Source organism: Allobosea sp. P4_H5 (genome assembly GCF_056400825.1).
Genome location: NZ_JBFUKM010000007.1, coordinates 172831 through 195431 on the forward strand (window position 1 = coordinate 172831; position 22601 = coordinate 195431).

Sequence of the window (22601 nt, forward strand, 5' to 3'; positions counted from 1 at the left end):
AGGATTGCGAACGGCCGGCGTTTCGCCGGCCTTTTTTTGGTGCGAATAGCCAATTTCCGGTGTCGCCCGCGCATGCGCGCTAATTCAGCTTGTCACCCCAGATCATCATCGACGCGGAGAAGGTGACGAAGCCCATGGCCGCCAGGACGAACGCGCGACGACGGATCCGTGCCTTGCCGTGGTTCAAGCCGGTCAGCAGTGTTGCAAGCGTCCAGAGGCCCGTGAATGCCAGAAGCGCCAGGGTATAGACCGGGCCGGAGAGGTCATAACCGCCTCCTCCGATCGATGGGTGTTCTGAAGAACTGGGGCTGAGGTTCCAGATCAGAATGCCCACGACCACGACGAAGACGACAATCCAGGCGTAGAATCCCCTGTCTTTCACCGCCGCGTGCGCTCCCGCGACAGGCCCTTGGCGGCGAGATCATCGAGATAAGCCTGCATCTTCGCCTCGCCTTCGCGACCGAGCCCGCGCAGATAGTCCCAGCCATAGATGCCGGTGTCGTGCATGTCGTCGAATGTCAGGCGGACGGCGTAGTGGCCGACCGGCTCGACCTTGAGGATTTCGACCTCGCGCTTGCCCGGCACGGTCTGCTTCTGCGTCGGGCCATGCCCCTGGACTTCGGCCGAAGGGCTCTCGACCCGCAGCAATTCGGCGGAAAGCGCATGGCTTTCCCCACTCTCAAACGTGATGTGGAGCGTGCGGCGGTCTTTCGAGAGGCGGATCTCGCTCGGCCAGTCTGACATCTTCGTGTTTCCTCAGAGCCACTTGCGACCATCAGCCGGCTTGACCCCGGGCTTGCCGCCGACAATGCTCGCTTCCTATATCAGAGCAACGGCAGGCGCACTGCGCCGCAAGACCGCGATCGCCCGAGGATTTCAGCCGCCGTGCTGCATGACCCGATCAAGCCCTTGATGCGTGCGCCGCTGACCGACCCGTTCGGCCGCGACATCTCCTATCTGCGCATCTCGGTGACGGATCGCTGCGATTTCCGCTGCGTCTACTGCATGTCCGAGGACATGGCCTTCCTGCCGAAGCGCGATTTGCTGACGCTCGAGGAGGTCGACCGCGTCGCCAGCGCTTTCGTCTCGCGCGGCACGCGCAAATTGCGCATCACCGGCGGCGAGCCGCTGGTCCGGCGCGACATCATGAACCTGTTCCGTTCGCTCTCGCGCCATCTCGCCTCGGGCGCGCTCGATGAGCTCACCGTGACCACCAACGGCTCGCAGCTCGCCCGGTATGCGCAGGAGCTGGCCGATTGCGGCGTGCGCCGCGTCAATGTGTCGATGGACACGCTCGATCCCGAGAAATTCCGCAAGATCACGCGCTGGGGCGACCTCTCCAAGGTGCTGGGCGGCATCGAGGCGGCGCGTGCCGCAGGCCTGCGCGTCAAGATTAATGCGGTGGCGCTGAAGGGCGTCAACGAGGACGAGATCGAAGGGCTGATGCAATGGGCCCATGGCCTCGGCATGGACCTGACGCTGATCGAGGTGATGCCGCTCGGCGAGATCGAGCCGGCGAGGCTCGACCAGTTCCTGCCGCTCTCGATGGTGCGGGCCAAGCTGATGGACCGTTACACACTGACCGACGATCCGTACCGGACCGGCGGGCCGGCGCGCTATGTCCGGGTCGCCGAGACCGGCGGGCTGGTCGGCTTCATCACGCCGATGACGCATAATTTCTGCGAGAGCTGCAATCGCGTGCGGCTGACCTGCACCGGCACGCTCTATATGTGCCTCGGCCAGGAGGATGCGGCGGACCTGCGCGCCCCGATCCGCGCCTCGGCCGACGACGCCCTGCTCTACCGGGCGATGGAAGAGGCGATCTCGCGCAAGCCCAAAGGCCACGACTTCGTCATCGACCGGCGCCAGCCGCGCGCCGCGGTCGGCCGGCATATGAGCGTGACCGGGGGCTAGAGCATTTCCGGCGAACACGGGTTCGCCTGAAGTGCTCTATCTCTTTGTTTTCACGCAATTCCGGACGCAAAACCGCTGCGCACTTTTGCTGGAATTGCTCTAGCCTTACGAGCGCATCTCGGCCCGCAATTCCCGGATGCCGTGGCCGAGCCGGCGCCGCAGCAAGGTCCGCAAGGTCGCCGTGTCGGCATAGCCGACTTCTCCCGCGACCCTGTCCAGACTCTGCCCGATCGATACGAGATGCCGGGCACGTTCGACCCGCATGTCCTGAAAGAAGGCGAGCGGCGACTTCCCGAGCACAGCCTCTGTGCGCCGCTGCAGGGTTCGCGTGCTGACCGCCAGTGCGCTCGCCGCCTCCTGGAGCGAGAAGCCGGAGGCCAGATTGGCGCGTGCCCAGCGCTCGAAGCGCTCGATGAGCGGGTCGGCATGGGCGAGATGGTCGGGGATGATGTAGCGCGCCTGCGACGAGCGCTCGTCGATCAGCATGAAGCGCGCGACGAGCGCCGCCATTTGCGGGCTCGCCTGACGCACCAGCCATAGCGCCAGGTCGAGATGCCCCATCATCGCCCCCGCCGTCACCAGGCGGTCGGACGGAATGAGCATGCGTGAATCGTCCAACCTCACCTGCGGATAGCGCTGGCGGAACAAGGGCGCGAGCGACCAGGTCGTCGTCGCCTCGCGCCCGTCGAGAACCCCGGCTTCCGCCAGCAGGAAGGTGCCGATGCAGGCCCCTGCCATGCCCGCTTCACCGGCCTGCCAGCCGCGCAGGTGAGCGAGCCCCTCGGCGACGTCAGGCCGCCCCAGAGCCTCGACCAACCGGTCCGGCTGCTTGGCGTTCAAGGCCGGCACGACCACCCAGTCCGGCTTGCGGGCCGGATCCGGCAAGGCGACGCTCGCGGCCAGCCCCAGAGCGGTGCGCACCTGCCCGCTGACGCCGACAAGCTGCACATCGAACAGGGGCTGATCGATCCCCTGCAGCGCCGCCAGCTCGTTCGCTGTCGAGAAGGTGTCGAGCAGCACCGTCAAGCCGGTATCGAAGACGCCGTCGAGGGCGAGTATCGTCAAGCGCATGGCGCAAATGACCTCAAGATTGTCATTTGCGACGATAGTGGCCGCACCTGCACCGGTCTAGCGTCCGCCCACAGTCCTTGCCACGGACAATCTGCGAGACATCGATGAGCCCCACGCCCGCCACCATTCTCGACACGATCGGCAACACGCCGCTGCTGGCCCTGCGCAATGTCGTCCCGGCCAATGGCGCCCGCATCCTGCTCAAGCTGGAAGCCCGAAATCCGACGGGCAGCATGAAGGATCGCATGGCGCTGGCGATGATCGAGGCGCCGGAAGCCGATGGCCGGCTGAAGCCGGGTGGCGCGGTCGTCGAGTACACTGGTGGCAGCACCGGCGTCTCGCTGGCGCTGGTCTGCGCGGTCAAGGGGCATCCGCTCCACCTCATCACCTCGGATGCCTTTTCCAGGGAGAAGCTCGACCATATGCGCCTGCTCGGCGCCAAATTGACGATCGTGCCGAGCGAAAACGGCAAGCAGACCGAGAAGCTGACCAGGGACATGATCGCCGAGGCGCATCGCATCGCCCGGGACTTGGGCGCCTACATCACCGCCCAGATGGAAAACACCGACCAGCTGGCGGCCTATGCCAGGCTCGCCGATGAGATCTGGGAGCATACCGGAGGCCGGCTCGACGGCTTCGTCCAGAGCGTCGGGACGGCAGCGGCGCTGCGCGGCATCTCGGAGACGCTGCGCCGCCATGACGGCAAGATCCGTTTCGTTGCGGTCGAGCCGGCGGAATCGGCCGTGCTGTCAGGGGGGCTGTCCGGCGCGCACAAGATCGACGGGATCGGTGCAGGCTATGTCGTGCCGCTCTGGCATGAGGGCATCGCCGACGAAATCGAGCAAGTCTCGACGGAAGAAGCCCGGGCGATGGCGTTTCGCCTGGCCGCCGAGGAAGGCCTGTTCTGCGGCACCTCGACCGGCGCCAACGTCACGGCCGCGCTGCGGCTGGCCGAGCGGCTCGGGCCGGACGCCACCGTCGTCACCATCATGTGCGATACCGGCATGAAGTACCTGAAGACGTTCTCGCAAGCGCTGGACGACTGAGCGCGCCCGCACCGGAGCCAGGCGGGCTCAGCGGGCGCGCAAGCCGCGCACGATGTTCGCCGCCCGCCTGAGAGTGGTCACGGCCGCACCGACCGCAATCAGCCAGAGCGCGACGGTCAGCACCTCGTTCTGGCCGCGCCAAAGCGGCTCCAGCAGGGAGAGGAGCGCCGCGGCCGTGATCGTCGCCATGCGGTGCTGCTTGGCCATCGGGCCGGAGAAATCGGCCGGCAGCCCGCAATTGCGTCCGAGCTCGCGGGTATAGGCCGTCAGCACGGCAAGAGCGGCTGCCGCCCAGCCCAGGGCCGGAGCGCCGATCCCATAGCCGACGCCGGTGAGGATCAGGATATCGGCGACCCGGTCGGGGAACTCGTTCCAGAACGGTCCGTCGGCAGCCTGCTTGCCGCCCTCGATCGCGACCATTCCGTCGAAGAGATTGCAGAGCAGCCTGAGCTGGCAGAACAGGGCCGCAGCAAGCAGCAGCGCGATACGCGGCCCGGGAGCCGCCCCGCCCGCGAGCCAGAAGGCGGCGCCGGCGACGGCCGCCATCGCCATACTCGCCATCGAGATCTGGTTCGGCGTGATGCCGCTGGCGCTCAGCCGGCGCGCAATCGCCCGGGCCCAGCCGGTGTCGCGGCTCGAGAGCGGCCGGCGGTCGTCACTCTGCGCCATGGTTGATCGCCTTCCTGCTCCGCCACAGCGAAAAATTGTAGAGCGCCGCATAGCTGGTCGCGACGGTGAGCGGGACGGCGATGGTCCTCGCGATCTCGGGCGTGCCGCCGATGGTATGGATGAGCGTCAGCACGCTCGCGGAGACGAATCCTGCGATCACGGGCGGAGCCAGAAGCGCGGCCAGGCCGGTGAAGCGGCTGGCGAGATACTCGATGCCCCGTTTCAGCAGCAGAGTAATAAGGGCGGACAGCGTACCCTGGATCAACCCGGCGAGGAGCGGCGCCGGCATCGGATGGGCGCGGTTGGCGAAAGCCGCCCAGCTCCCCATGGCGAGGAAGGCGAAGGCGACATGGACGATGCTGCTTCGCATCAGGCGGGCGAGCGGCGGGCTCACGTGGTCGACCAGCCATAGCGGACAAGATGGAAGAAGATCGGGGCGGAAAACACCACCGAATCGAGCCGGTCGAGGAAGCCGCCGTGGCCGGCGATCAGATGACCCCAGTCCTTGATGCCGCGATCGCGCTTGATCGCTGACATGACGAGCCCGCCGAAGAAGCCCATCAGCACGATGACCAGCGCCAGGAACGCCGCCTGCAGCGGCGTGAACGGCGTCATCCAGGACAAGGCCGCCCCGACCGCCGTCGCGCTGAGCGCACCGCCGATGAAGCCCTCGACCGTCTTGGACGGCGACAGCCTGGGCGCGATCTTGGTGCGGCCGAGCAGCTTGCCCCAGACATACTGGAGCACGTCGCTCATCTGCACGACGATCACGAGGAAGGCGATCAGCAGGACGTTACGACCCTGATAGCCGGGGATGTCGAGGCTGAGCAGCGCCGGCACATGCGAGATGCAGAAGACGCAGATCATCAGCGCCCACTGCACCTCGGCGATGCGCACGAGGAAATGCTCGGTGTCGCCACGCAGTGACGCGATGATCGGCATCAGCAGGAAGGCGTAGACGGGAATGAAGATCGAGTAGAGCCCATACCACTCGGTCCAGATCAGATAGAACTGCACCGGCAGCACGATGAAGAAGCCGGCCGCGAGGGCCCAATGATCGGCGCGGCGCGTGTCCGTCAGCGTGATGAACTCGCGCAGCGCTGCGAAGGAGCAGAAGCCGAAGAGCAGCGTCACGCCGGTCTTGCCGCCGATCAGCGCCAGGCCCATCAGCACGATCATGACCCACCAGGCGCGGATGCGATCGTTCAGGTTCTCGACCATGGCATTCGAGCCATCCGGCGACAGCCGGCGCTGCAGCAGGTAGCCGATCGTGGAGGCCACGATCAGGACGCCGAGCAGACCGGCCAGCACGGCGAGGAGATCTGGATGCGGCATCGTCATGGCGCGTTCGCCTTCGGTGACAGAGCGAGCAGCGCTCCTTCAGCCCTCGCCAGGAAATCCTGCTTCGTCTCGGCCTCGGCGAGGACGAGAGCCGCGCCGAAGGTGACGGTGCAGACCAGCGGGACCGGCACGAACTCGCCCTTCGGCATGACGCGGTTGAGATTGTCGATCCAGACCGGCACGAGGGCGACGTTCGGGCGGGCCTGCGCCAGATGGAACAGCCCGCTCTTGAACGGCAGGAGTGGCGCATCCGTGGTGTTGCGCGTCCCCTCCGGGAACACGATGAGAGAGGCGCCGGCATCGAGCGCTTCGGTCATCTGGACGATCGGGTCGCTGGTTCGGGTCGCGGGGTCGCGGTCGATCAGGACGGCGTTGAAGACGTCGCGGCCGATGAAGCGACGCAGGCCGCTTTTCAGCCAGTAGTCGCTGCCGGCGACCGGCCGGGTCGCGAAGCGCATGCGGCGTGGCAGCACCGTCCAGATCAGGACGAAATCGCCATGGCTGGCATGGTTGGCGAAGTAGATGCGCTGCTCATCGGTCGGCGCGACGCCGTCCCAGCGCCCGCGCACCGCCGTGATGAAGCGGGCGAAGAACAGAATGAGCGCGCCAGCCAGGCCGGCTCCGATGTCGCGCATTCCCCCACCCGTTTGCCAACCAGACGATGACGTATCGTTCATCGCGAACGCTGTCGACATTGCAGGGGTCTGGGGCACATTCGAAAGCCGGTCGCGGGCTTGCATTCACCACCTTTTGGGGGAGCCTCCAAAGATCTCGTGTTCACCGGCCGCAGCCGGCTGGATCGATTGGAGCGTCCTGGTTCCTGCGCTACAGTGAGCCGCCACCGATCAGAGAGCGAGTTCGAGCGATGAACGAGCATTCCGCCGCGGCTAGGCCTGCCCCTGCGCCCATGGACTTCCGCCAGCTCGCGCGCGGTCTGGGAACGGTGATCACTTACGCCGCCGGGGACGTGATCTTTCGCGAAGGCGACGAACCCGCCCATGCCTACATCGTCCTCACCGGCAGGATCGAAGTCAGCAGTCGCGGAAAGCTGATCGAGCAGGTCAGCGCAGGGCGAGCCTTCGGCATTATCTCGCTCATCGACAACAAGACGCGATCCGCCACGGCAAAAGCGGCGGAATCATCCGAAGTCGCCCTGGTCACGTCAAAGCAATTCCGGTTCATGGTCGAGACGACGCCGAACTTCGTCTGGTATGTGCTGTCGGAAGTCGTGGACCGGCTGCGAGCAACCAATTCGGCGTTGTGACTGCAGCCTCGCGTGACGCGGGCAATAAACGTCCAGCTTCAGCGCCAAGCTGGATAAAGCGGCTTGTCAACTCATAGCGGCCGCCCTGCGCTGCATTCCTGTCGAGCGGCAGAAGCCGATCCTGCCGTGGCCACGCAATGCTCCCGCCCTACGCAACCCTCCCCCTGCTTTCGTCGCATCTTGCCGACCGCATCTTGTGTACTAGTATACCGGCAAGGCCGCAGCAAAGCAGGCCAGCACAGGGAGGTACCATGACCCATCCGACACGGCGCGGCGTGATCGCCGGCGCTTCCAGCCTCGCCGCGCTTTCCGCCGGCGGAGCCTTCGCCCAGAGCGCGCCAGCGAGCCCGGTGATGCTCAACATCATCGACGTCGCCGGTAACCTGCAGCTGACACAAGCCTCGATCGAGAAGTTCGCCAAGGACAATCCGAAGCTGATCTCGCGCCTGAACTTCTCGCGAGCGCCCTCGCCCGAATTGCCGGCCAAGCTCAAGGCGCAGCAGGACGCCAACCGCGTCGACATCGACATGGTGCTGACCGGGCCGGGCGCGATGTCGGACGGCATCCAGCAGGGCCTGTGGGTCGATGTCTGGAAGTCGCACACCGCGAGCCTGCCCAAGGCCGAGGAGATTTATCACGAGCAGGCGCTGATGATGCAGCGCAATTTCGGCCAGAACGAAGGCGTCGCCGTCGTCTATTCGCCCTCAGGGCCGCTGTTCGAATACATGGCCGACAAGCTCAAGACCGTACCCAAGACGGCCGAGGAGTTCCTCGCCTATGTGAAGGCGAACCCCAACCGCTTCACCTATGCCCGCCCGCTCAACTCCGGCCCCGGCTGGACCTTCCTGCAGGGCATGCCCTACATCCTCGGCGACAGCGATCCGACCGATCCGATGAATGGCTGGGCCAAGACCTGGGCCTATCTCAAGGAACTCGGCACCGCGATCGACTACTATCCGACCGGCACCGCCGCGACGATGAAGGAGCTCGGCGACGGTACGCGCGACTGCATCGTCTCGACGCTGGGCTGGGACATCAATCCGCGTGCGCTCGGCATCGTGCCGAAGGAGGCGAAAGTCTTCACCATCGCCAACACGCACTGGATCCCCGACACCCAGTTCATGTGTATCCCGAAGGGCGTAGCGGCGGAGAAGATCGCGGTGATCCTGGCGCTGATGTCGCATCTGCTCAAGCCGGAATCGCAGGCGGCGACCTATGACAAGGGCTATTTCTACCCCGGCCCGGCGATCAAGGGCGTGACCTTGGCGATGGCGCCGCAGGAGAGCCAGGACGTGCTCAAGGAGTTCGGCCGGCCCGAATATGACGGGCTGATCTCAAGCCTGCCGACCCGCCCGCCATTGACGCCCGCGCGCCTGGTCGCCGCCTTCCGGCGCTGGGACCAGGAGATCGGCGTCGGCCACGCTCCGAAGTAAGATGCGCTTCGCAGCCATCGGGCTCGACCACCGCCATATCTACCATATGGTCGGTGGCCTGCTGGAGGCCGGCGCGGATTGCGCCGGCTTCGACCCTGCGACCAGCGATCCGCGCGTGCTCGTCGGCTTCCGCGAACGCTTCCCGCAACTGCGGGAGGCGCCGACTGAGGCGCTGCTCGACGATCCCACGATCGACCTCATCGTCTGCGCCGGCATCCCCTCGGAGCGGGCTGGCCTCGCCGTCAGGGCGATGCAGGCCGGCAAGGACGTGATGGTCGACAAACCCGGCGTCACGACCTTCGAGCAGCTCGCCGAGGTCGAGCAGGTCGTCGCGGAAACGGGGCGGATCTTCTCGGTCTGCTTCTCCGAGCGCTTCATCGTCCCCGCCACCATCGTCGCCGGCAAGCTGATCGCGGACGGCGCGATCGGGCGCGTCGTGCAGACGGTCGGCCTCGGCCCGCACCGGCTCAACCCGGCGATCCGGCCGGGCTGGTTCTTCGACAAACGCTATTTCGGTGGCATCCTCACCGACATCGCCTCGCACCAGATCGACCAGTTCCTGCATTTCACCGGCTCGCCCGATGCCGAGATCGCCGCCTCCGGCATCGGCCATTTCGGCCTGGCCGACCTGCCCGATTTCGAGGATTTCGGCGAGATCCTGCTGCGCAGCGACCGGGCGAACGGCTTTATCCGCGTCGACTGGTTCACTGCCGACGGCCTGCCGACCTGGGGCGACGGCCGGCTCACCATCCTCGGCACCGAGGGCACGATCGAGCTGCGCAAATATGTCGACATCGCCGGGCGGCCCGGCACCGACCATGTCTTCCTGGTCGACAAGGCCGGCACGCGCCATATCGACGCCTCGCGCGAACCGCTCACCTATTTCCGCAACCTGATCGCCGACATCGCGGACCGCAGCGAGACGGCGGCGACACAGCGGCACATGTTCACGGTCTGCCGGCTCGCTTTGCATGCGCAGGACCGGGCCGTGCGCCTGCCCGTCAGAGGAACCGAGGCAAAGTGACACGCAAGCTCGGCATCGCCGTCATCGGGCTGGGACCGGCCGCCCTGCCCCATTCGCGCAGCCTGATCGATCTGGCTGGCAGGGTCGATGTCCGCTACGTCGTCAGCCGTTCGCAGGAGCGGCTCGACGCCTATCGCGCCCAGTTCCCCTTCCCCGGCACCACCGACATCGACGCGGTTCTGGCTGACGAGGCCGTCGAGGCGGTGATCGTGCTGACACCGCCGGCGAGCCATCGCGATGTCGGGGCGCGCTGCCTTGCCGCCGGCAAGCATGTGCTGGTCGAGAAACCGCTGGAGCTCACCGTCGCACGCGGCGAGGAATTGGTCGCGGCCGCAAGGCGCGCCGGCAAGGCCTTCGGCGTCGTGCTGCAGCATCGCTTCCGGCCGGCGAGCCTCAGGCTCAAGGCGGCGCTGGACAGCGGCGAGCTCGGCACGGTCGAAGCCGCTCTGCTGCAGGTGCCGTGGTGGCGGCCGCAGAGCTACTATGACGAGCCCGGCCGCGGCACGATGGCGCGCGATGGCGGCGGCGTGCTGCTGACGCAGGCGATCCACTCCTTCGACCTGTTCCGCTCTCTGGTCGGCGTGTCGAAAGTTATCGCGGCGCAGGTGCGCACCACCTCGCTGCACAGGATGGAGACCGAGGACTATGTCGGCGCCCTGCTGGAGGCTGGCAACGGCGCCCCAGTGACGCTGGTGACCACCACCGCCGCCCATCCCGGCCATCCCGAGCGCATCGAGATCATCGGCAGCAAGGGCCATGCGGCGCTGGTCGGCGGGCGCCTCCAGCTCTCCTTCCTCGACGGCCGCTCGGAGGTGGTCGAGGCCGAGGGCAATACCGGCAGCGGCGCCAACATCATGGACTTCCCGCACGACGCCCATCGCGCCGTGATCGCCGACTTCCTCGACGCGATCGAGGCCGGGCGCGATCCGGTTGTGACGGGCGAGGAAGCCCTGACCTCGCAGCGCTGGATCGACGCGGTCCTGGCGGCCGGGCGCCTCTGATCACGCCATCCTGTACGCCATGCGCACGCCGCCCCAATGGCGGCCGGCGACGCGCAGCGGCGCGTCGACCTCGCGCATCAGCTGGACGCCCGCGCTGCCCATGTCGCGCTGATAGGACTGGATGATGAAAGGCCGCGCCGAACGCGCGGCCGTGATCCCGGCCCGGTCATCGAAGATGCGCCGATCGCGGCTATAGGCGGGGTTCCAATCCGGATCGCCTGGACGCTGCGGCCGCGAGTATTCGGGGTGGTGCACCGGGACATAGCCGTTGCGGTCGATCGGCAAGGTGAAGACGAGACGCGGATCGCTCGCCTTGGCCTGCTCCATCACCGACGGCAGGATCGCCTGCAGGACCGACAGCGCCCGGTTGGCGAACTGGCGCGGATTGGAGTCCGGAACAGGCAGATAATCGGTATCGAACAGGTCCTCCTCGCTGAGGCGGCCGGTGCGCAGCGCCGATTCGAGCAAAGCGGCGACGCGATGCGCGAATTCCTGCGCCTGCTCGATCAGCGGGCGGTAGCTTTCCTCGATCTCGGCGAGGCGTCGATGAAGCGCCGCATGAGCAGCCTCGTCACCACGCTCGAAGGCGACGTGGAGACCGAGATCGCTGCGCGCCATCACCCTGCACGGCAGCGGCGGCAGGCCCTCGACCGCGATCGTGCCGCGCATCCGCGGCCTCAGTTCGGAATCGGCAACCGACAGCAGGGCGCCGCCGAAGCCAAGATCGATCGTCTGCCCGGCGACGATGCGCTCGCCGAATTCGAGCCTGACCGGACACTCGGCCGGGAAACGGTCGTGCTGGCGCCTATCGGCGAAGACGGTGTGGCGCAAGGTCGGCACGAAACGCTCGAGCAACCCCTCCGCCTGCCGCGCGCCTTCGGCGAGCGCCCGCCGGGCATCGATGTTCTCCTGCGCGGCCGCGAGCGCGACACGATCGACCTCGCCGACGCGGTCGCGCACCGTCTCGATGAAGCGGGCGGTCGCCTCGGCGCTGCGTGACAGTTCCGCCGCCGCCGCCGCCTGCTCGTGCGAGGCCTCGCCGACGGTCGCCATCACCGGATTGACCTCGCCGACGAGGCGGAAGGCATCGGTGACCACGGCGGCCGAGCCCTGCGCCGTCTGGTTCAGCCGATCGACCTGATTGCGGATATGGTCGACCGCCTCGCGCACGCCGAGCGAGAGCGACTTCACCTCCTGCGCGACGACGCCGAAGCCCTTGCCAGCCTCGCCGGCGCGAGCCGCCTCGATCGTGGCGTTGAGGGCGAGCAGATTGGTCTGGCGGGCGATCTCAGCGATAGCGTCGACGATCGAACGAATCTCGCCAGTCGCAGCCGCGAGCCCGTTGATCATCGCCGTCGCCTCCGCGGCGCGTTCGGCGGCGTTGTCGAGCATGTCGCGGGCGCCGGACATGGCAGCTCCGACGCGCTCGGCCGCCTCCGACACCTGCAACGTCGCAGTTGCCAACGCCGACGAATTATCGCTTGCCTGCAGGGCAGCGTCACGCAGCTCGGCCATGCCGCCGCGGATCTCGCGGGAGCGGATTTCCGAACGCTCGGAGCAATGCTCGGCCTGGTCGAGCCCGTCATTGAGACGACGCATCGCAGCGACGACGTCACTCTCCAGCTCGTTGATCGCCTCGCTGATCGAGGTCTCGGCGGGAACGGGAAGCGGCTGCGGTGTCTGGGCCACGGCCTGCAACGCAGCCGGCGCCGCAGCGGGGCCGGCACGGCCCAACAGGCGCCAGACGGAACGAGCAAGCATAGGCATTCCCGGGGCGAGACAGGATGCAGGAGCATGCGCCGACAGGGTTAACAAACCCCTGAGACAACCAGCGCAAGGCAGGATGTCTCGACGCAACAGCCCTGCCCGCGGCGCAGATGCGCTCACCTACCGGGCAGGATGGACCGCCATCGCCCGCCCGCCTAGATTGCAGGCAGTTTCAACCGGCGACACAGCCGGGCTCTCCAGGGACGTTCAATGAGTTCATCGCATTACGACGTGATCGTCGCCGGCGTCGGTGCGATGGGCTCTGCCGCCTGCTGGCACCTGGCCAAACGTGGGCTCAAGGTGCTCGGTCTCGAGCGTTTCGACCTCGGCCATGCCATGGGCTCCTCGCACGGGCTGACGCGGATCATCCGCCTCGCCTATTTCGAGGGCTCGCATTATGTGCCTATCGTCAAGCGCGCCCATCAGCTCTGGCAGGAGACCGGCGATGCGGCCGGGCTGAAGCTGCTGCACGTCACCGGCTCGCTCGATCTTGCGCCGGAGGGGCTCGGCCCGGTCGAGTCCTCGCTGCAATCCTGCCTCGACCATGATCTCGATCACGAAATGCTCGGCCGCGACGAGATCATGCGTCGCTTCCCCGCCTTCCACCTGCCCGACGGCCATCTCGGCCTCTGGCAGCCGGACGGCGGCTTCGTCGCCTCGGAGAAGGCGATCTACGCCCATGTCGGGCTGGCGCAGTCGAAAGGCGCGGAGATCCGTACCGGCGAGCCGATGCTCGACTGGCAGCCGACCGCCGATGGCGGCGTCACCGTCCGCACCGAGCGCACGACCTATTCGGCCGGACGGCTGGTGATCACTTCGGGCGGCTGGATCACGGACGCGGTGCCGCAGCTCGCGCGCTCGATGACGACGGTGCGCCAGGCGATCGGCTGGTTCACCACGCGCCGCCCGGAGCTGTTCCGCGAAGGCGCTTTTCCCGTCTTCATCCTCAGCGCCGAGGAAGGCACCTTCTACGGCTTCCCGCTCTACGAACATCCCGGCTTCAAGCTCGGCGGGCCGCATTTTGCGCGCGAACCGATGGATCCGCGCCAGCCGGACCGGACGCCGAGCCCCAACCAGGTCAGGCTGATCCGCGAATGCCTGGCGCGCTACCTTCCCGACGCCAATGGCGACCCGCTGACGGTGAAGGGCTGCGTCTACACGGTCTCGCCCGACGAGGACTTCGTCATCGACGCCGTGCCCGGCGTGCCGCAGGCGGTGTTCGCCTCGGCCTGCTCCGGCCACGGCTTCAAATTCGCCAGCGCCATCGGCGAGATACTCGCCGACCTCGCCACCACCGGCCGCTCCGCCTTCGATCTCTCGCCCTTCTCCCTCTCCCGCTTCGACGCCTGAACCGTCGATCCGCCGCGACGCCTTGCCGTTTGGCCGAGATCGGCCGAGCGGACGGCGCGCGAAGCCTGACAGGACCTGCCTTGGCCACCGCCGCCCAGAACCGCCGCGGAATCATCGCCATGCTGGCGGCGATGACGCTCTTCTGCTGCAATGACGCTTTGGTGAAGCTCGCCCGCGAAGCCTTCCCGGCCGGGCAGGCGCTCGCGCTGCGTACAGCATTCGCCATTCTGGCCGGCGTCGCGCTGGTGGTGTTCATGGGCGACTGGCGCAAGCTGCCACTCGGGCTGAGGCCGCTCGTGCTCGCACGCGCAAGCGTCGAAGCGCTGGCCGCACTGACGTTCAACTGGGCGCTGGGGCTGCTGCCGCTCGCCAACATCACGGCGATCGTGATGGCCTCGCCCCTGCTCATCGTCCTGTTCGCCGCAGTGCTGCGGATCGAAACCGTCGGCTGGCGCCGGATGCTGGCGCTGGTGGTCGGCTTCGTCGGCGTGCTGATCGTGATGCGTCCCGGCGCCGACGGCTTCAGCGCCGCCGCGTTGGTCGCGCTCGTCGGCACCGGCCTCGTCGCCATCCGCGACCTGGCGACCCGTTTCATCAGCAGCGAGATCCCCTCGACGGTGATCTCCCTGACCGCGATGGTCTTCGTCGGGGCGCTGGGCCTCGGCATGGGCTTGGTCGAACCCTGGCAATCGCCCTGGCGGATCCAGACCGTCTATCTCGGCCTCGCCGCGCTGCTGGTGACGGCGGCCAGCTTCTGCATCATAAGCGCCTTCCGCAACACCGATGTCGGCGTCGTCGCGGGCTATCGCTACTCGGTCGTTCTCGTCGCCGTGCTGATCGGCTGGCTGGTCTGGGGCGACACGCCGGACGGCATCGCCTACGCGGGAATCGCGCTGATCGTCGGCAGCGGCCTCTACACCCTGCACCGCCAGCGCGCCCGCCCCGATTCGCAGCTGAAGCCCGAGGGCGACAAACCGCTATGACAGCGAAGCCGACCCTCACCGTCCTGGTCGCGATCTCGACGCTGCAGCCGATCGCCCTCAACATGCTGGCGCCGGCGACCCCGGCGCTCGCCCGCAACTTCGCCACCAGCTATGCGACGATCCAGCTGACGCTGACCCTCTTCCTGGTCGCGGTCGCACTGACGCAGCTGATCGTCGGGCCGCTCTCCGATCGCTACGGACGCCGCCCCTGCGTGATCGCCGGCACGGCCGTGTTCGCAGCGGGCTCCGTGCTCGGAGCCCTGGCGGACAGCGCGGGCATCCTGCTGTTCGCGCGCGTTCTAGAAGGCGCCGGTTCCGGCACGACCTTCGCCCTGGCACGCGCCATCATCCGCGATACAGCGGGCCGCGACCAGGCGGCACGGCAGATCGCGACCGTGACCATGGTCATGGTGGTCGCGCCGATGATCACGCCCTATCTCGGCGGCCATATCGAGACCAATCTCGGCTGGCGCATGATCTTCTGGTCGATGGCGGCCGCGGCCGCCATCGTGCTGGTCCTGGTCGGCCTGCGCCTGCCGGAGACGGCACCGAATGTTGGGGTGCGGACCTCGCTCACCGGCATCTTCCGGGCCTTTCCGGAGCTGGCGCGCGACCGCAGCTTCATCAGGAACGTCGTCGCGCTGGCGATGACGTCCGCCGCCTTCTTCGCCTTCATCGCCGCAGCGCCCTTCATCGTCGTCGAGACGATGGGGCGCGGCTCCGACACTTACGGCGCCTATTTCATCATCAACGCCTTCGGCTACATGGTGGGCAATTTCACGATGTCCCGATTGGTGCTCCGGCACGGCACGGCGACGATGGCCTGGATCGGCCTGATCATCTCCTTCCTGGCGATCACCGTCGCCTTCGTGATCGCGCTAACGCCATGGTGGACGCCGCTGACGCTGTTCCTGCCGCTCGCCATCAGCGCGATCGGCAACGGATTGACCCTGCCGGGAGCGACCGCCGCGGCGCTTTCGGCGCGGCCCGAGCTCGCGGGATCGGCGGCGGGGCTCGCCGGCGCGATCCAGCTCGGCTCAGGCGCGCTCGCAACAGTGGTGATCAGCTCACTGGTGGCACACTGGCCGCCGGCGCTGATGGCGATGATGTGGCTGATGCTGGTCGTCGCTTTGCTGGCATTGCGCAACGAGCCGCGTAGGCGAAAGGACTGATCCACAGCTCCTTGCACCGCGCAATGTTATACGGCATGTAGCCATCGTATAACCACCCTTCGCAAACTGCATGATGCAGCCGCAATCCACGAGGTCAGGGAGGACTGAGGTGGACGCACCCCTCGCTTTGAGCCGCGCTATCGATACCCTCAACCGCAAGATCGGTCAGTGGGTCGCGTGGCTGATCCTCCTCGCCGTCATCGTTTCGACGGTCAATGCGATCATCCGCAAGCTGTTCAACGTCTCATCGAACTCCTGGCTCGAGCTGCAATGGGTGCTGTTCGGCGCCGTGTTCCTGCTCTGCGCCTCCTGGACGCTGCAGGTGAAGGAGCACATCCGCATCGACATCGTGAACAACCTGCTGCCGAAGCGCGTGCAGCGATGGATCGACCTGATCGGCCATCTCCTGTTCCTGCTGCCGTTCTGCGCGCTGATGGTCTACCACTCCGGCCCGTTCTTCATGCGCTCCTACCAGGTCAACGAGCAATCGCTCTCGGCCGGCGGCCTGCCGCAATGGCCAGCCAAGGGCCTGTTGATCATCGGCTTCTTCCTGCTGCTGCTGCAGGGCATCTCGGAAGTGATCAAGCAGATCGCGATCATGCGCGGCAAGCTCGACGACGACGAGACGCTGCGCGGCCACGCCGCTGCCGCCGAGGCCGAGGCCCAACGCCTGCTCGAGCAGGCCAGGGCCGAAGGCCTCGCCCCGTGAGCCAAGACGCAGCTTTCCGGACCCGCTCCATGACCTTCGTTCGCTCCGCCGCGCTGCTGCTTGCGCTCACGCTCGCCGCCTTCCTCAGCCTGCACACCGGCGACGCCCACGCCGCCGGGATCAGCGATTTCCTGCGCGCCAACATGGCGCCGGTGATGTTCGCCGCGCTCGTGCTGTTCCTGCTGCTCGGCTACCCGGTCGCCTTCGCACTCGCCGCCAACGGCCTGTTCTTCGCGCTGGTCGGCATCGAGCTCGGCATGTTCCAGGAGAACTTCCTGCAGGCGCTGCCGGAACGCATCTACGGCACGATGAACAACGACGTGCTGCTGGCGATCCCGTTCTTCACCTTCATGGGCCTGGTGCTGGAGCGCTCGGGCATGGCGGAGGACCTGCTCGACACGATCGGCCAGCTCTTCGGGCCGGTTCGCGGCGGCCTCGCCTATGCGGTGATCTTCGTCGGCGCGCTGCTCGCCGCCACCACTGGTGTCGTCGCCGCCTCCGTCATCTCGATGGGGCTGATCTCGCTGCCGATCATGCTGCGCTATGGTTATGACCGGCGCCTCGCCTCGGGTGTGATCGCAGCGTCCGGCACGCTGGCCCAGATCATCCCGCCCTCGCTCGTCTTGATCGTGCTCGCCGACCAGCTCGGCCGCTCGGTCGGCGACATGTATGAGGGCGCCTTCATCCCCGGCCTGGTGCTGGCCGGGCTATACGCCGGCTATGTCTTCCTGATTACCATCGTGCGCCCCGAGCGCGCGCCCGGCCTGCCCCCGGAAGCACAGACGCTTCGCGACAGCGACGGCGTGACGCGGCGGCGCTCGCTGCTGGTGGTGACGATCCTCGCCTTCGCCGTCGCCATCGCCTACATGAAATACTTCACCAAGGTCGGCGGCGGCGCGGATTTCGTCATCCTGACGATGTCGATCGCAGTCGCGGTCTCCTTCGTCATCGCGCTGGTCAACAAGTACCTGAAGCTCAACCTGCTCTCGCGCATGACCGAGCAGGTCGTCTTCGTGATGGTGCCGCCGCTGGCGCTGATCTTCCTGGTGCTCGGCACAATCTTCATCGGCGTCGCGACGCCGACCGAGGGCGGAGCGATGGGCGCGGCCGGTGCGATCCTGCTCGCCTGGGGCAAGAAGCGCATGACCTTCAACCTGCTCCGGCAGGCAACGGAATCGACCGCCAAGCTCTCGGCCTTCGTCCTGTTCATCCTGGTCGGCGCGCGCGTGTTCTCGCTGACCTTCTACGGCGTCAATGGCCATGTCTGGGTCGAGCATCTGCTCGTCGGCCTGCCGGGCGGCGCGACGGGCTTCCTGATCGTCGTCAACGTGATGGTCTTCCTGCTCGCCTTCTTCCTCGACTTCTTCGAGCTCGCCTTCATCATCGTGCCGCTGCTCGGGCCGGCGGCGGAGAAGCTCGGGATCGACCTGATCTGGTTCGGCGTCATCCTCGGCGTGAACATGCAGACCTCGTTCATGCACCCGCCCTTCGGCTTCGCCCTGTTCTTCCTGCGCTCGGTCGCGCCGAAGAACCCCTATCGCGACAAGGTGACGGGCAAGATGATGGAGCCGGTGACGACCGGGCAGATCTACTGGGGGGCCGTGCCCTTCGTGGTGATCCAGTGCATCATGGTCGCGCTCGTCGTGCTCTTCCCGCAGATGGTGATGCACTACAAGAGTTCGGGCATTCAGCTCGACCAGCAGCAGATCAACAAGCAGCTCGACAGCATCAGCATACCGGGCCTCGGCGGCTCCGGCGGATTGCCGGGGCTTGATCTCAACGCCCCGCCGACGCTGAACCTCAAATGAGGCATTAAGGCCAGAAACGACGAAGCCCCGGATCGACGATCCGGGGCTTCGGCTATTTTAGCCGTCATGCTCGGGCCAGACCCGAGCATCTCTGGCCGGACAGAGGTCCGATCAGCGGCTTCTCGTCTCGAGATTCTCGGGTCTGCGCTTCGCTCCGGCCGAGAATGACGCCGGCCTCACCAGCGCTGCCAGCCGTTGTTCAGATTGTTGTCGACCCGGCCGCGGCCGCTGATGACGGCGCGCACCTCGCCGACGGAGCTCTGGCTGCGCGCCTCGCCGTAGACCATCGCATCGGCACCGGAGCCGTAGCCGCGGCGGCCAGAGGTCTTGCCGAATTCGACACGGACCCCGCCGCCGACGCGAACGCAGGCCGAGGAGCCTTCGACGCGGACGAAGCCCGGCCCGTATTCCGGACAGGGACGCGCCGCCTGGCTCGGCGCGGGCCGTGCAGCGGCCGGCTTGGCATTGACGGGACCGCGACCGGGCAGCGGCTCGCCGATCGATTGGGCGGCGGCGAGCGCCGGCAGGCAGAGGGTCACGAGGATGATGGCGAGTGGCAGCTTCATGAGTGCCCCGATTTGCTGGGAATAATAGGATAACGCTTCGAACGAGGCCCGGCTAGGGCAGGCATGGCTCAGCCGGCCCTGACGCTCTCCGCCAGGATCGGCGCCGTCTCGATCTCGCCGACGCCGGGCACCGCGCTCAGCCTGTCGACCAATCCCGACAAAGCCGCGGCATCGTCCGTCTCGACGATCAGCATCGCGTCCACGGGCCCCGCCAGCGAATAGCAGGCGACGACCTCCGGCCAGTTCCTGAAGCGATCGAGCACCGTAGCGCAGGGGCGCGTGCGGATGCGCAGCGAGAGCATTGCGCGGATGGCCGGCGCCTTCGGCCTGTCTGCGAGCCTGACGCTGTAACCGAGGATGACGCCCTCGCGCTCGAGCCTCGCCATGCGCTCCTGGATCGCGGTGCGCGAGAGTCCAGCATCGCGCGCCAGCGCCGTGAAGGAGGCGCGCGCATCGGCCTGGAGCAGCGCCAGCAGTTTCCGGTCGATGGCGTCGAGCTCACCGTCGTTTCGCAAGCGACATCCTCCAGAAACCGCCGATCGCAGGCGTCGCCGGCGTCTTGCCTATGGCACGGACGGCGGCGGCGGTGAAGATTCCGGGCCTCTTCCATCATCGGAGAACGCGAATGAGGACGATCAAGCCGCAGGATTTCACCGGCAGCCGCGCCTGGGAGGCGCTCGACATCGAGCGCATCGACGACGCCACCATCCGGCTGCACTGGACCGACCAGCCCTATAAATGGCACGTCAACGATGGCCCGGAGGTCTTCGTCGTCCTAGACGGCGAGGTCGACATGCACACCCGCGCCGATGGCGTCGAGAGCGTGCAGCGGCTGGTCCGTGGCGATATCTTCCACGCGCAGGACGGGGACGCCCATGTCGCCCATCCCGTCGGCCCAGCGCGCGTGCTGGTGATCGAGCGCGCCGGCAGCGTTTGAGACCCACGAAAAACCCCGGCCTCGCGGCCGGGGTTGGCGTGATGCCGAGTTGACCGGTGCACCGGTCAGCCGCCCTCTTCTCAGAGCAGGTTGCCCGCGCGGGCGCGGATCAGGAAGTTGTCGTAGGTGTATTCGGCGATCTGGAACCAGAGATATTCGTCGCCGCGGAAGGCCGACATCGCCTCGTAGATCTTCTTGAAGTCGGGGTTCTTGGCATTGGTCTCGGCATAGACCTCCTTGGACGCCTTGAGGCAGGCTTCCATGATCTCCTGCGAGAACGGCCGCAATTGCGCGCCGCCGCCGACCAGGCGCTTCAGCGCCGCCGGATTACGCGCATCGTACTTGGCCTGCATGTCGACATTGGCGAGGGCCGCGGCCGTGGTCAGGATCGACTTGTAGACCTTCGGCAGGGCCTCCCACTTCGCCGTGTTCAGGAAGAAGTGCAGCGAGGCGCCGCCTTCCCACCAGCCGGGGTAGTAGTAATAGGGGGCGACCTTGTTGAAGCCGAGCTTCTCGTCATCGGCCGGCCCGACCCATTCGGCCGCGTCGATCGTGCCCTTCTCCAGCGCCGGATAAATGTCGCCACCGCCGATCTGCTGCGGCACGACGCCGAGCTTGCTGACGACCTGGCCGGCGAAACCGCCGATGCGCATCTTCAGGCCCTGGAGATCGGCGACCGTCTTGATCTCCTTGCGGAACCAGCCGCCCATCTGGCAGCCGGTATTGCCGCCCGGCAGCGCGTAGATGTTGTGCTTCTTGTAGAACTCGTTGAGCAGGTCCATGCCGCCGCCATGGTAGAACCAGGCGTTCTGCTGGCGGGCGTTGAGGCCGAAGGGCACGGCGGTTCCGAAGGCGAAGGTGGGATCCTTGCCGACATAATAGTACGAGGCGGTGTGGCACATCTCGACCGTGCCGTTGGTCACCGCATCCGCCGCCTGCAGCGCCGGCACGATCTCGCCAGCCGCGAAGACCTGGATCTGGAACTTGCCATCGGTCGCTTCCGACACCGCCTTCGCCAGTGTTTCCGAGGCGCCGTAGATCGTATCCAGCGATTTCGGGAAGGATGAGGTGACGCGCCATTTCACCTCGGGCATGGATTGCGCGATGGCCGGAGCGGCAATGACGCTGGCGGCGCCGCCGGCGCCGGCGACCTTCAGAAACTGACGACGCTTCATCGTGACGAGCTCCTCCCAGAGCATGCGAGGCGCGCCGGTGTTTTCCGGTTCGCGCGCAAGAGCGTCAGAAGAGGCGATCTGCGGCCCGAGCGCAAGCACAAGACATGACCCCCATGCGATTTTCGCATAGGTATTTGGTCTAACTCATCTTGGCATCAGCGCACTGCCCACCAGCGCTGGCCGAGCAAAACAAAAGCCCGGCCTCGCGGCCGGGCTTCGTTGTCGCCAGCGTGCTGGCTGCTGTTACTTTCCGCGGTTGCGGACCTGGAAGATGTCGAAGGTCAGCTCCGCCACCTGCCACCAGAGATACTGGTCGCCGCGGAAAGCAACCATGGCGTCGATGGCCTTCTTGAAGTCGGCGTTCTTGGCCGAGATCTCAGCATAGAGCTCATTGGAAGCTTTGAGCGAGGCTTCCATCACGTCCTGCGGGAACGGGCGAAGTTGCGTGCCGGCGCCGACGAGGCGCTTCAGGGCGGCCGGGTTCTGCACGTCGTATTTCGCCGCCATCTGCGTGTTGGCATAGGTGCAGGCGGCAGTCAGCGCGGCCTGATAGGCCTTGGGCAGCGCATTCCACTTCTCCAGGTTGATGAAGGCGTGGACGCAAGGTCCGCCCTCCCAGAAGCCCGGATAGTAGTAGTAGGGCGCGACCTTCGAGAAGCCGAGCTTCTCGTCGTCATAGGGGCCGACCCACTCGGCGCCGTCGATTGTGCCCTTCTCCAGCGCCGGATAGATGTCGCCGCCGCCGATCTGCTGCGGCACGAGGCCGAGCTTCTGCAGGACCGAGCCGGCGATGCCGCCGATGCGCATCTTCAGGCCGTTGATATCGGCAACGCTCTTGATCTCCTTGCGGAACCAGCCGCCCATCTGGGCGCCGGTATTGCCGCAAGGCAGGCCGTAAATGTTGAACTTCTTGTAGAACTCGTTGAAGAGCTCGTTGCCGCCACCCTGGAAGAGCCAGGCGTTCTGCTGGCGGGCATTGAGGCCGAAAGGCACCGAGGCTGCGATCGCGAAGGTCGGATCCTTGCCGACATAGTAATACGAGACGGTATGGGCCATCTCGACCGTGTTGTTGCTGACCGCGTCCATTGCCTGCAAGGCGGGCACGATCTCGCCGGCAGCGAAGACCTGGATCTGGAACTTGCCGTCGGTCAGGTCGGAAACCATCTTCGCCATGACTTCGGCGCCGCCATAGATGGTGTCGAGCGATTTCGGGAAGCTCGACGCCAGGCGCCACTTCACCTCGGGGTTGGACTGCGCGACAGCCGGCATGGCGACAGCAGACGCGGCCGCGCCAGCACTGGCGACCTTCAGGAATTGACGACGCTTCATATGGGACATCTCCTCGTTTCGACGTTTATCGCCGCGCCCGTG

At 66.6% G+C, this 22601-nt stretch carries 24 protein-coding genes; 12 read left to right on the plus strand and 12 right to left on the minus strand.

Annotated features, from left to right (window positions below; genetic code table 11):
• Nucleotides 1–79: 79 nt before the first annotated feature.
• Nucleotides 80–382 (minus strand): hypothetical protein, encoded by a 303-nt coding sequence (locus AC1DS0_RS16245; protein ID WP_476815334.1) that lies wholly within the window; start codon nt 380–382, stop codon nt 80–82.
• Nucleotides 379–744 carry a gamma-butyrobetaine hydroxylase family protein gene (locus AC1DS0_RS16250; RefSeq protein WP_476815335.1) on the minus strand — a complete coding sequence of 122 codons (366 nt, stop codon included), beginning with the start codon at nt 742–744 and terminating at the stop codon, nt 379–381. Before AC1DS0_RS16250 ends, AC1DS0_RS16245 begins: the two co-directional genes overlap by 4 nt.
• A gap of 168 nt (nt 745–912) precedes the next feature.
• Here AC1DS0_RS16250 and moaA point away from each other — a divergent pair, with 168 nt between their 5' ends.
• Nucleotides 913–1914 (plus strand): GTP 3',8-cyclase MoaA, encoded by a 1002-nt coding sequence (gene moaA, locus AC1DS0_RS16255; protein ID WP_476815509.1) that lies wholly within the window; start codon nt 913–915, stop codon nt 1912–1914.
• A gap of 105 nt (nt 1915–2019) precedes the next feature.
• On the opposite strand, the gene AC1DS0_RS16260 is transcribed toward moaA, so the two are convergent.
• Nucleotides 2020–2985 (minus strand): GlxA family transcriptional regulator, encoded by a 966-nt coding sequence (locus AC1DS0_RS16260; protein WP_476815336.1) that lies wholly within the window; start codon nt 2983–2985, stop codon nt 2020–2022.
• 104 nt (nt 2986–3089) lie between these two features.
• Between AC1DS0_RS16260 and AC1DS0_RS16265 the strand changes: the two genes are divergently transcribed.
• On the plus strand, nt 3090–4031 hold the full coding sequence (locus tag AC1DS0_RS16265) for a PLP-dependent cysteine synthase family protein (RefSeq protein WP_476815337.1): 942 nt from the start codon (nt 3090–3092) through the stop codon (nt 4029–4031).
• 27 nt (nt 4032–4058) lie between these two features.
• Here AC1DS0_RS16265 and AC1DS0_RS16270 read toward each other — a convergent pair whose 3' ends face one another.
• The 4 genes from AC1DS0_RS16270 to AC1DS0_RS16285 are packed head-to-tail and all read right to left on the minus strand — an operon-like array spanning nt 4059 to nt 6676.
• Nucleotides 4059–4700, minus strand: coding sequence for a CDP-alcohol phosphatidyltransferase family protein (locus AC1DS0_RS16270; RefSeq protein WP_476815338.1), 642 nt, complete (start codon nt 4698–4700; stop codon nt 4059–4061).
• Nucleotides 4687–5070, minus strand: a complete 384-nt coding sequence (locus AC1DS0_RS16275) for a hypothetical protein (RefSeq protein ID WP_476815510.1) — start codon at nt 5068–5070, stop codon at nt 4687–4689. The genes AC1DS0_RS16270 and AC1DS0_RS16275 overlap by 14 nt, the downstream gene beginning before the upstream one ends.
• A gap of 20 nt (nt 5071–5090) precedes the next feature.
• Nucleotides 5091–6041 carry a phosphatidate cytidylyltransferase gene (locus tag AC1DS0_RS16280; protein ID WP_476815339.1) on the minus strand — a complete coding sequence of 317 codons (951 nt, stop codon included), beginning with the start codon at nt 6039–6041 and terminating at the stop codon, nt 5091–5093.
• Nucleotides 6038–6676, minus strand: a complete 639-nt coding sequence (locus AC1DS0_RS16285) for a lysophospholipid acyltransferase family protein (RefSeq protein WP_476815340.1) — start codon at nt 6674–6676, stop codon at nt 6038–6040. Before AC1DS0_RS16285 ends, AC1DS0_RS16280 begins: the two co-directional genes overlap by 4 nt.
• Before the next feature lie 230 nt (nt 6677–6906).
• On the opposite strand from AC1DS0_RS16285, the gene AC1DS0_RS16290 reads away from it, so the two are divergent.
• The 4 genes from AC1DS0_RS16290 to AC1DS0_RS16305 all read left to right on the plus strand — a co-directional run bounded on the left by AC1DS0_RS16290 (nt 6907) and on the right by AC1DS0_RS16305 (nt 10763).
• Complete coding sequence (locus AC1DS0_RS16290) at nt 6907–7305, plus strand: Crp/Fnr family transcriptional regulator (protein ID WP_476815341.1); 399 nt, start codon at nt 6907–6909, stop codon at nt 7303–7305.
• 251 nt (nt 7306–7556) lie between these two features.
• Nucleotides 7557–8738, plus strand: a complete 1182-nt coding sequence (locus AC1DS0_RS16295; RefSeq protein WP_476815342.1) for an ABC transporter substrate-binding protein — start codon at nt 7557–7559, stop codon at nt 8736–8738.
• Between the two features lies 1 nt (nt 8739).
• The gene (locus AC1DS0_RS16300) at nt 8740–9762 is read left to right on the plus strand and encodes a Gfo/Idh/MocA family protein (protein ID WP_476815343.1); all 1023 of its coding nucleotides are present in this window, start codon (nt 8740–8742) and stop codon (nt 9760–9762) included.
• A complete protein-coding gene (locus tag AC1DS0_RS16305) occupies nt 9759–10763 on the plus strand; it encodes a Gfo/Idh/MocA family protein (protein ID WP_476815344.1) in 1005 nt (334 codons plus the stop codon). The genes AC1DS0_RS16300 and AC1DS0_RS16305 overlap by 4 nt, the downstream gene beginning before the upstream one ends.
• On the opposite strand, the gene AC1DS0_RS16310 is transcribed toward AC1DS0_RS16305, so the two are convergent.
• The gene (locus AC1DS0_RS16310) at nt 10764–12524 is read right to left on the minus strand and encodes a methyl-accepting chemotaxis protein (RefSeq protein WP_476815345.1); all 1761 of its coding nucleotides are present in this window, start codon (nt 12522–12524) and stop codon (nt 10764–10766) included.
• Nucleotides 12525–12740: 216 nt separating this feature from the next.
• On the opposite strand from AC1DS0_RS16310, the gene solA reads away from it, so the two are divergent.
• The 5 genes from solA (at nt 12741) to AC1DS0_RS16335 (ending at nt 18552) form a co-directional block, all read left to right on the plus strand.
• Nucleotides 12741–13880, plus strand: coding sequence for an N-methyl-L-tryptophan oxidase (gene solA / locus AC1DS0_RS16315; RefSeq protein ID WP_476815346.1), 1140 nt, complete (start codon nt 12741–12743; stop codon nt 13878–13880).
• 80 nt (nt 13881–13960) lie between these two features.
• Nucleotides 13961–14863 carry a DMT family transporter gene (locus tag AC1DS0_RS16320; RefSeq protein WP_476815347.1) on the plus strand — a complete coding sequence of 301 codons (903 nt, stop codon included), beginning with the start codon at nt 13961–13963 and terminating at the stop codon, nt 14861–14863.
• Nucleotides 14860–16035 carry a multidrug effflux MFS transporter gene (locus AC1DS0_RS16325; protein ID WP_476815348.1) on the plus strand — a complete coding sequence of 392 codons (1176 nt, stop codon included), beginning with the start codon at nt 14860–14862 and terminating at the stop codon, nt 16033–16035. Before AC1DS0_RS16320 ends, AC1DS0_RS16325 begins: the two co-directional genes overlap by 4 nt.
• Before the next feature lie 109 nt (nt 16036–16144).
• Nucleotides 16145–16744, plus strand: coding sequence for a TRAP transporter small permease subunit (locus AC1DS0_RS16330; protein ID WP_476815349.1), 600 nt, complete (start codon nt 16145–16147; stop codon nt 16742–16744).
• Nucleotides 16745–16887: 143 nt separating this feature from the next.
• Nucleotides 16888–18552 carry a TRAP transporter large permease gene (locus AC1DS0_RS16335; RefSeq protein ID WP_476815511.1) on the plus strand — a complete coding sequence of 555 codons (1665 nt, stop codon included), beginning with the start codon at nt 16888–16890 and terminating at the stop codon, nt 18550–18552.
• Between the two features lie 176 nt (nt 18553–18728).
• Here AC1DS0_RS16335 and AC1DS0_RS16340 read toward each other — a convergent pair whose 3' ends face one another.
• Entirely contained in the window at nt 18729–19118 is a 390-nt protein-coding gene (locus AC1DS0_RS16340; protein ID WP_476815350.1) for a hypothetical protein, read from the minus strand.
• 68 nt (nt 19119–19186) lie between these two features.
• Nucleotides 19187–19633 carry an Lrp/AsnC family transcriptional regulator gene (locus tag AC1DS0_RS16345; RefSeq protein WP_476815351.1) on the minus strand — a complete coding sequence of 149 codons (447 nt, stop codon included), beginning with the start codon at nt 19631–19633 and terminating at the stop codon, nt 19187–19189.
• Nucleotides 19634–19743: 110 nt separating this feature from the next.
• On the opposite strand from AC1DS0_RS16345, the gene AC1DS0_RS16350 reads away from it, so the two are divergent.
• The gene (locus tag AC1DS0_RS16350; protein WP_476815352.1) at nt 19744–20055 is read left to right on the plus strand and encodes a cupin domain-containing protein; all 312 of its coding nucleotides are present in this window, start codon (nt 19744–19746) and stop codon (nt 20053–20055) included.
• Nucleotides 20056–20135: 80 nt separating this feature from the next.
• On the opposite strand, the gene AC1DS0_RS16355 is transcribed toward AC1DS0_RS16350, so the two are convergent.
• Together AC1DS0_RS16355 and AC1DS0_RS16360 are read right to left on the minus strand one after the other, a co-directional pair.
• A complete protein-coding gene (locus AC1DS0_RS16355) occupies nt 20136–21230 on the minus strand; it encodes a TRAP transporter substrate-binding protein (protein WP_476815353.1) in 1095 nt (364 codons plus the stop codon).
• Between the two features lie 243 nt (nt 21231–21473).
• Nucleotides 21474–22559, minus strand: coding sequence for a TRAP transporter substrate-binding protein (locus tag AC1DS0_RS16360; RefSeq protein ID WP_476815354.1), 1086 nt, complete (start codon nt 22557–22559; stop codon nt 21474–21476).
• Between the last annotated feature and the right edge of the window lie 42 nt (nt 22560–22601).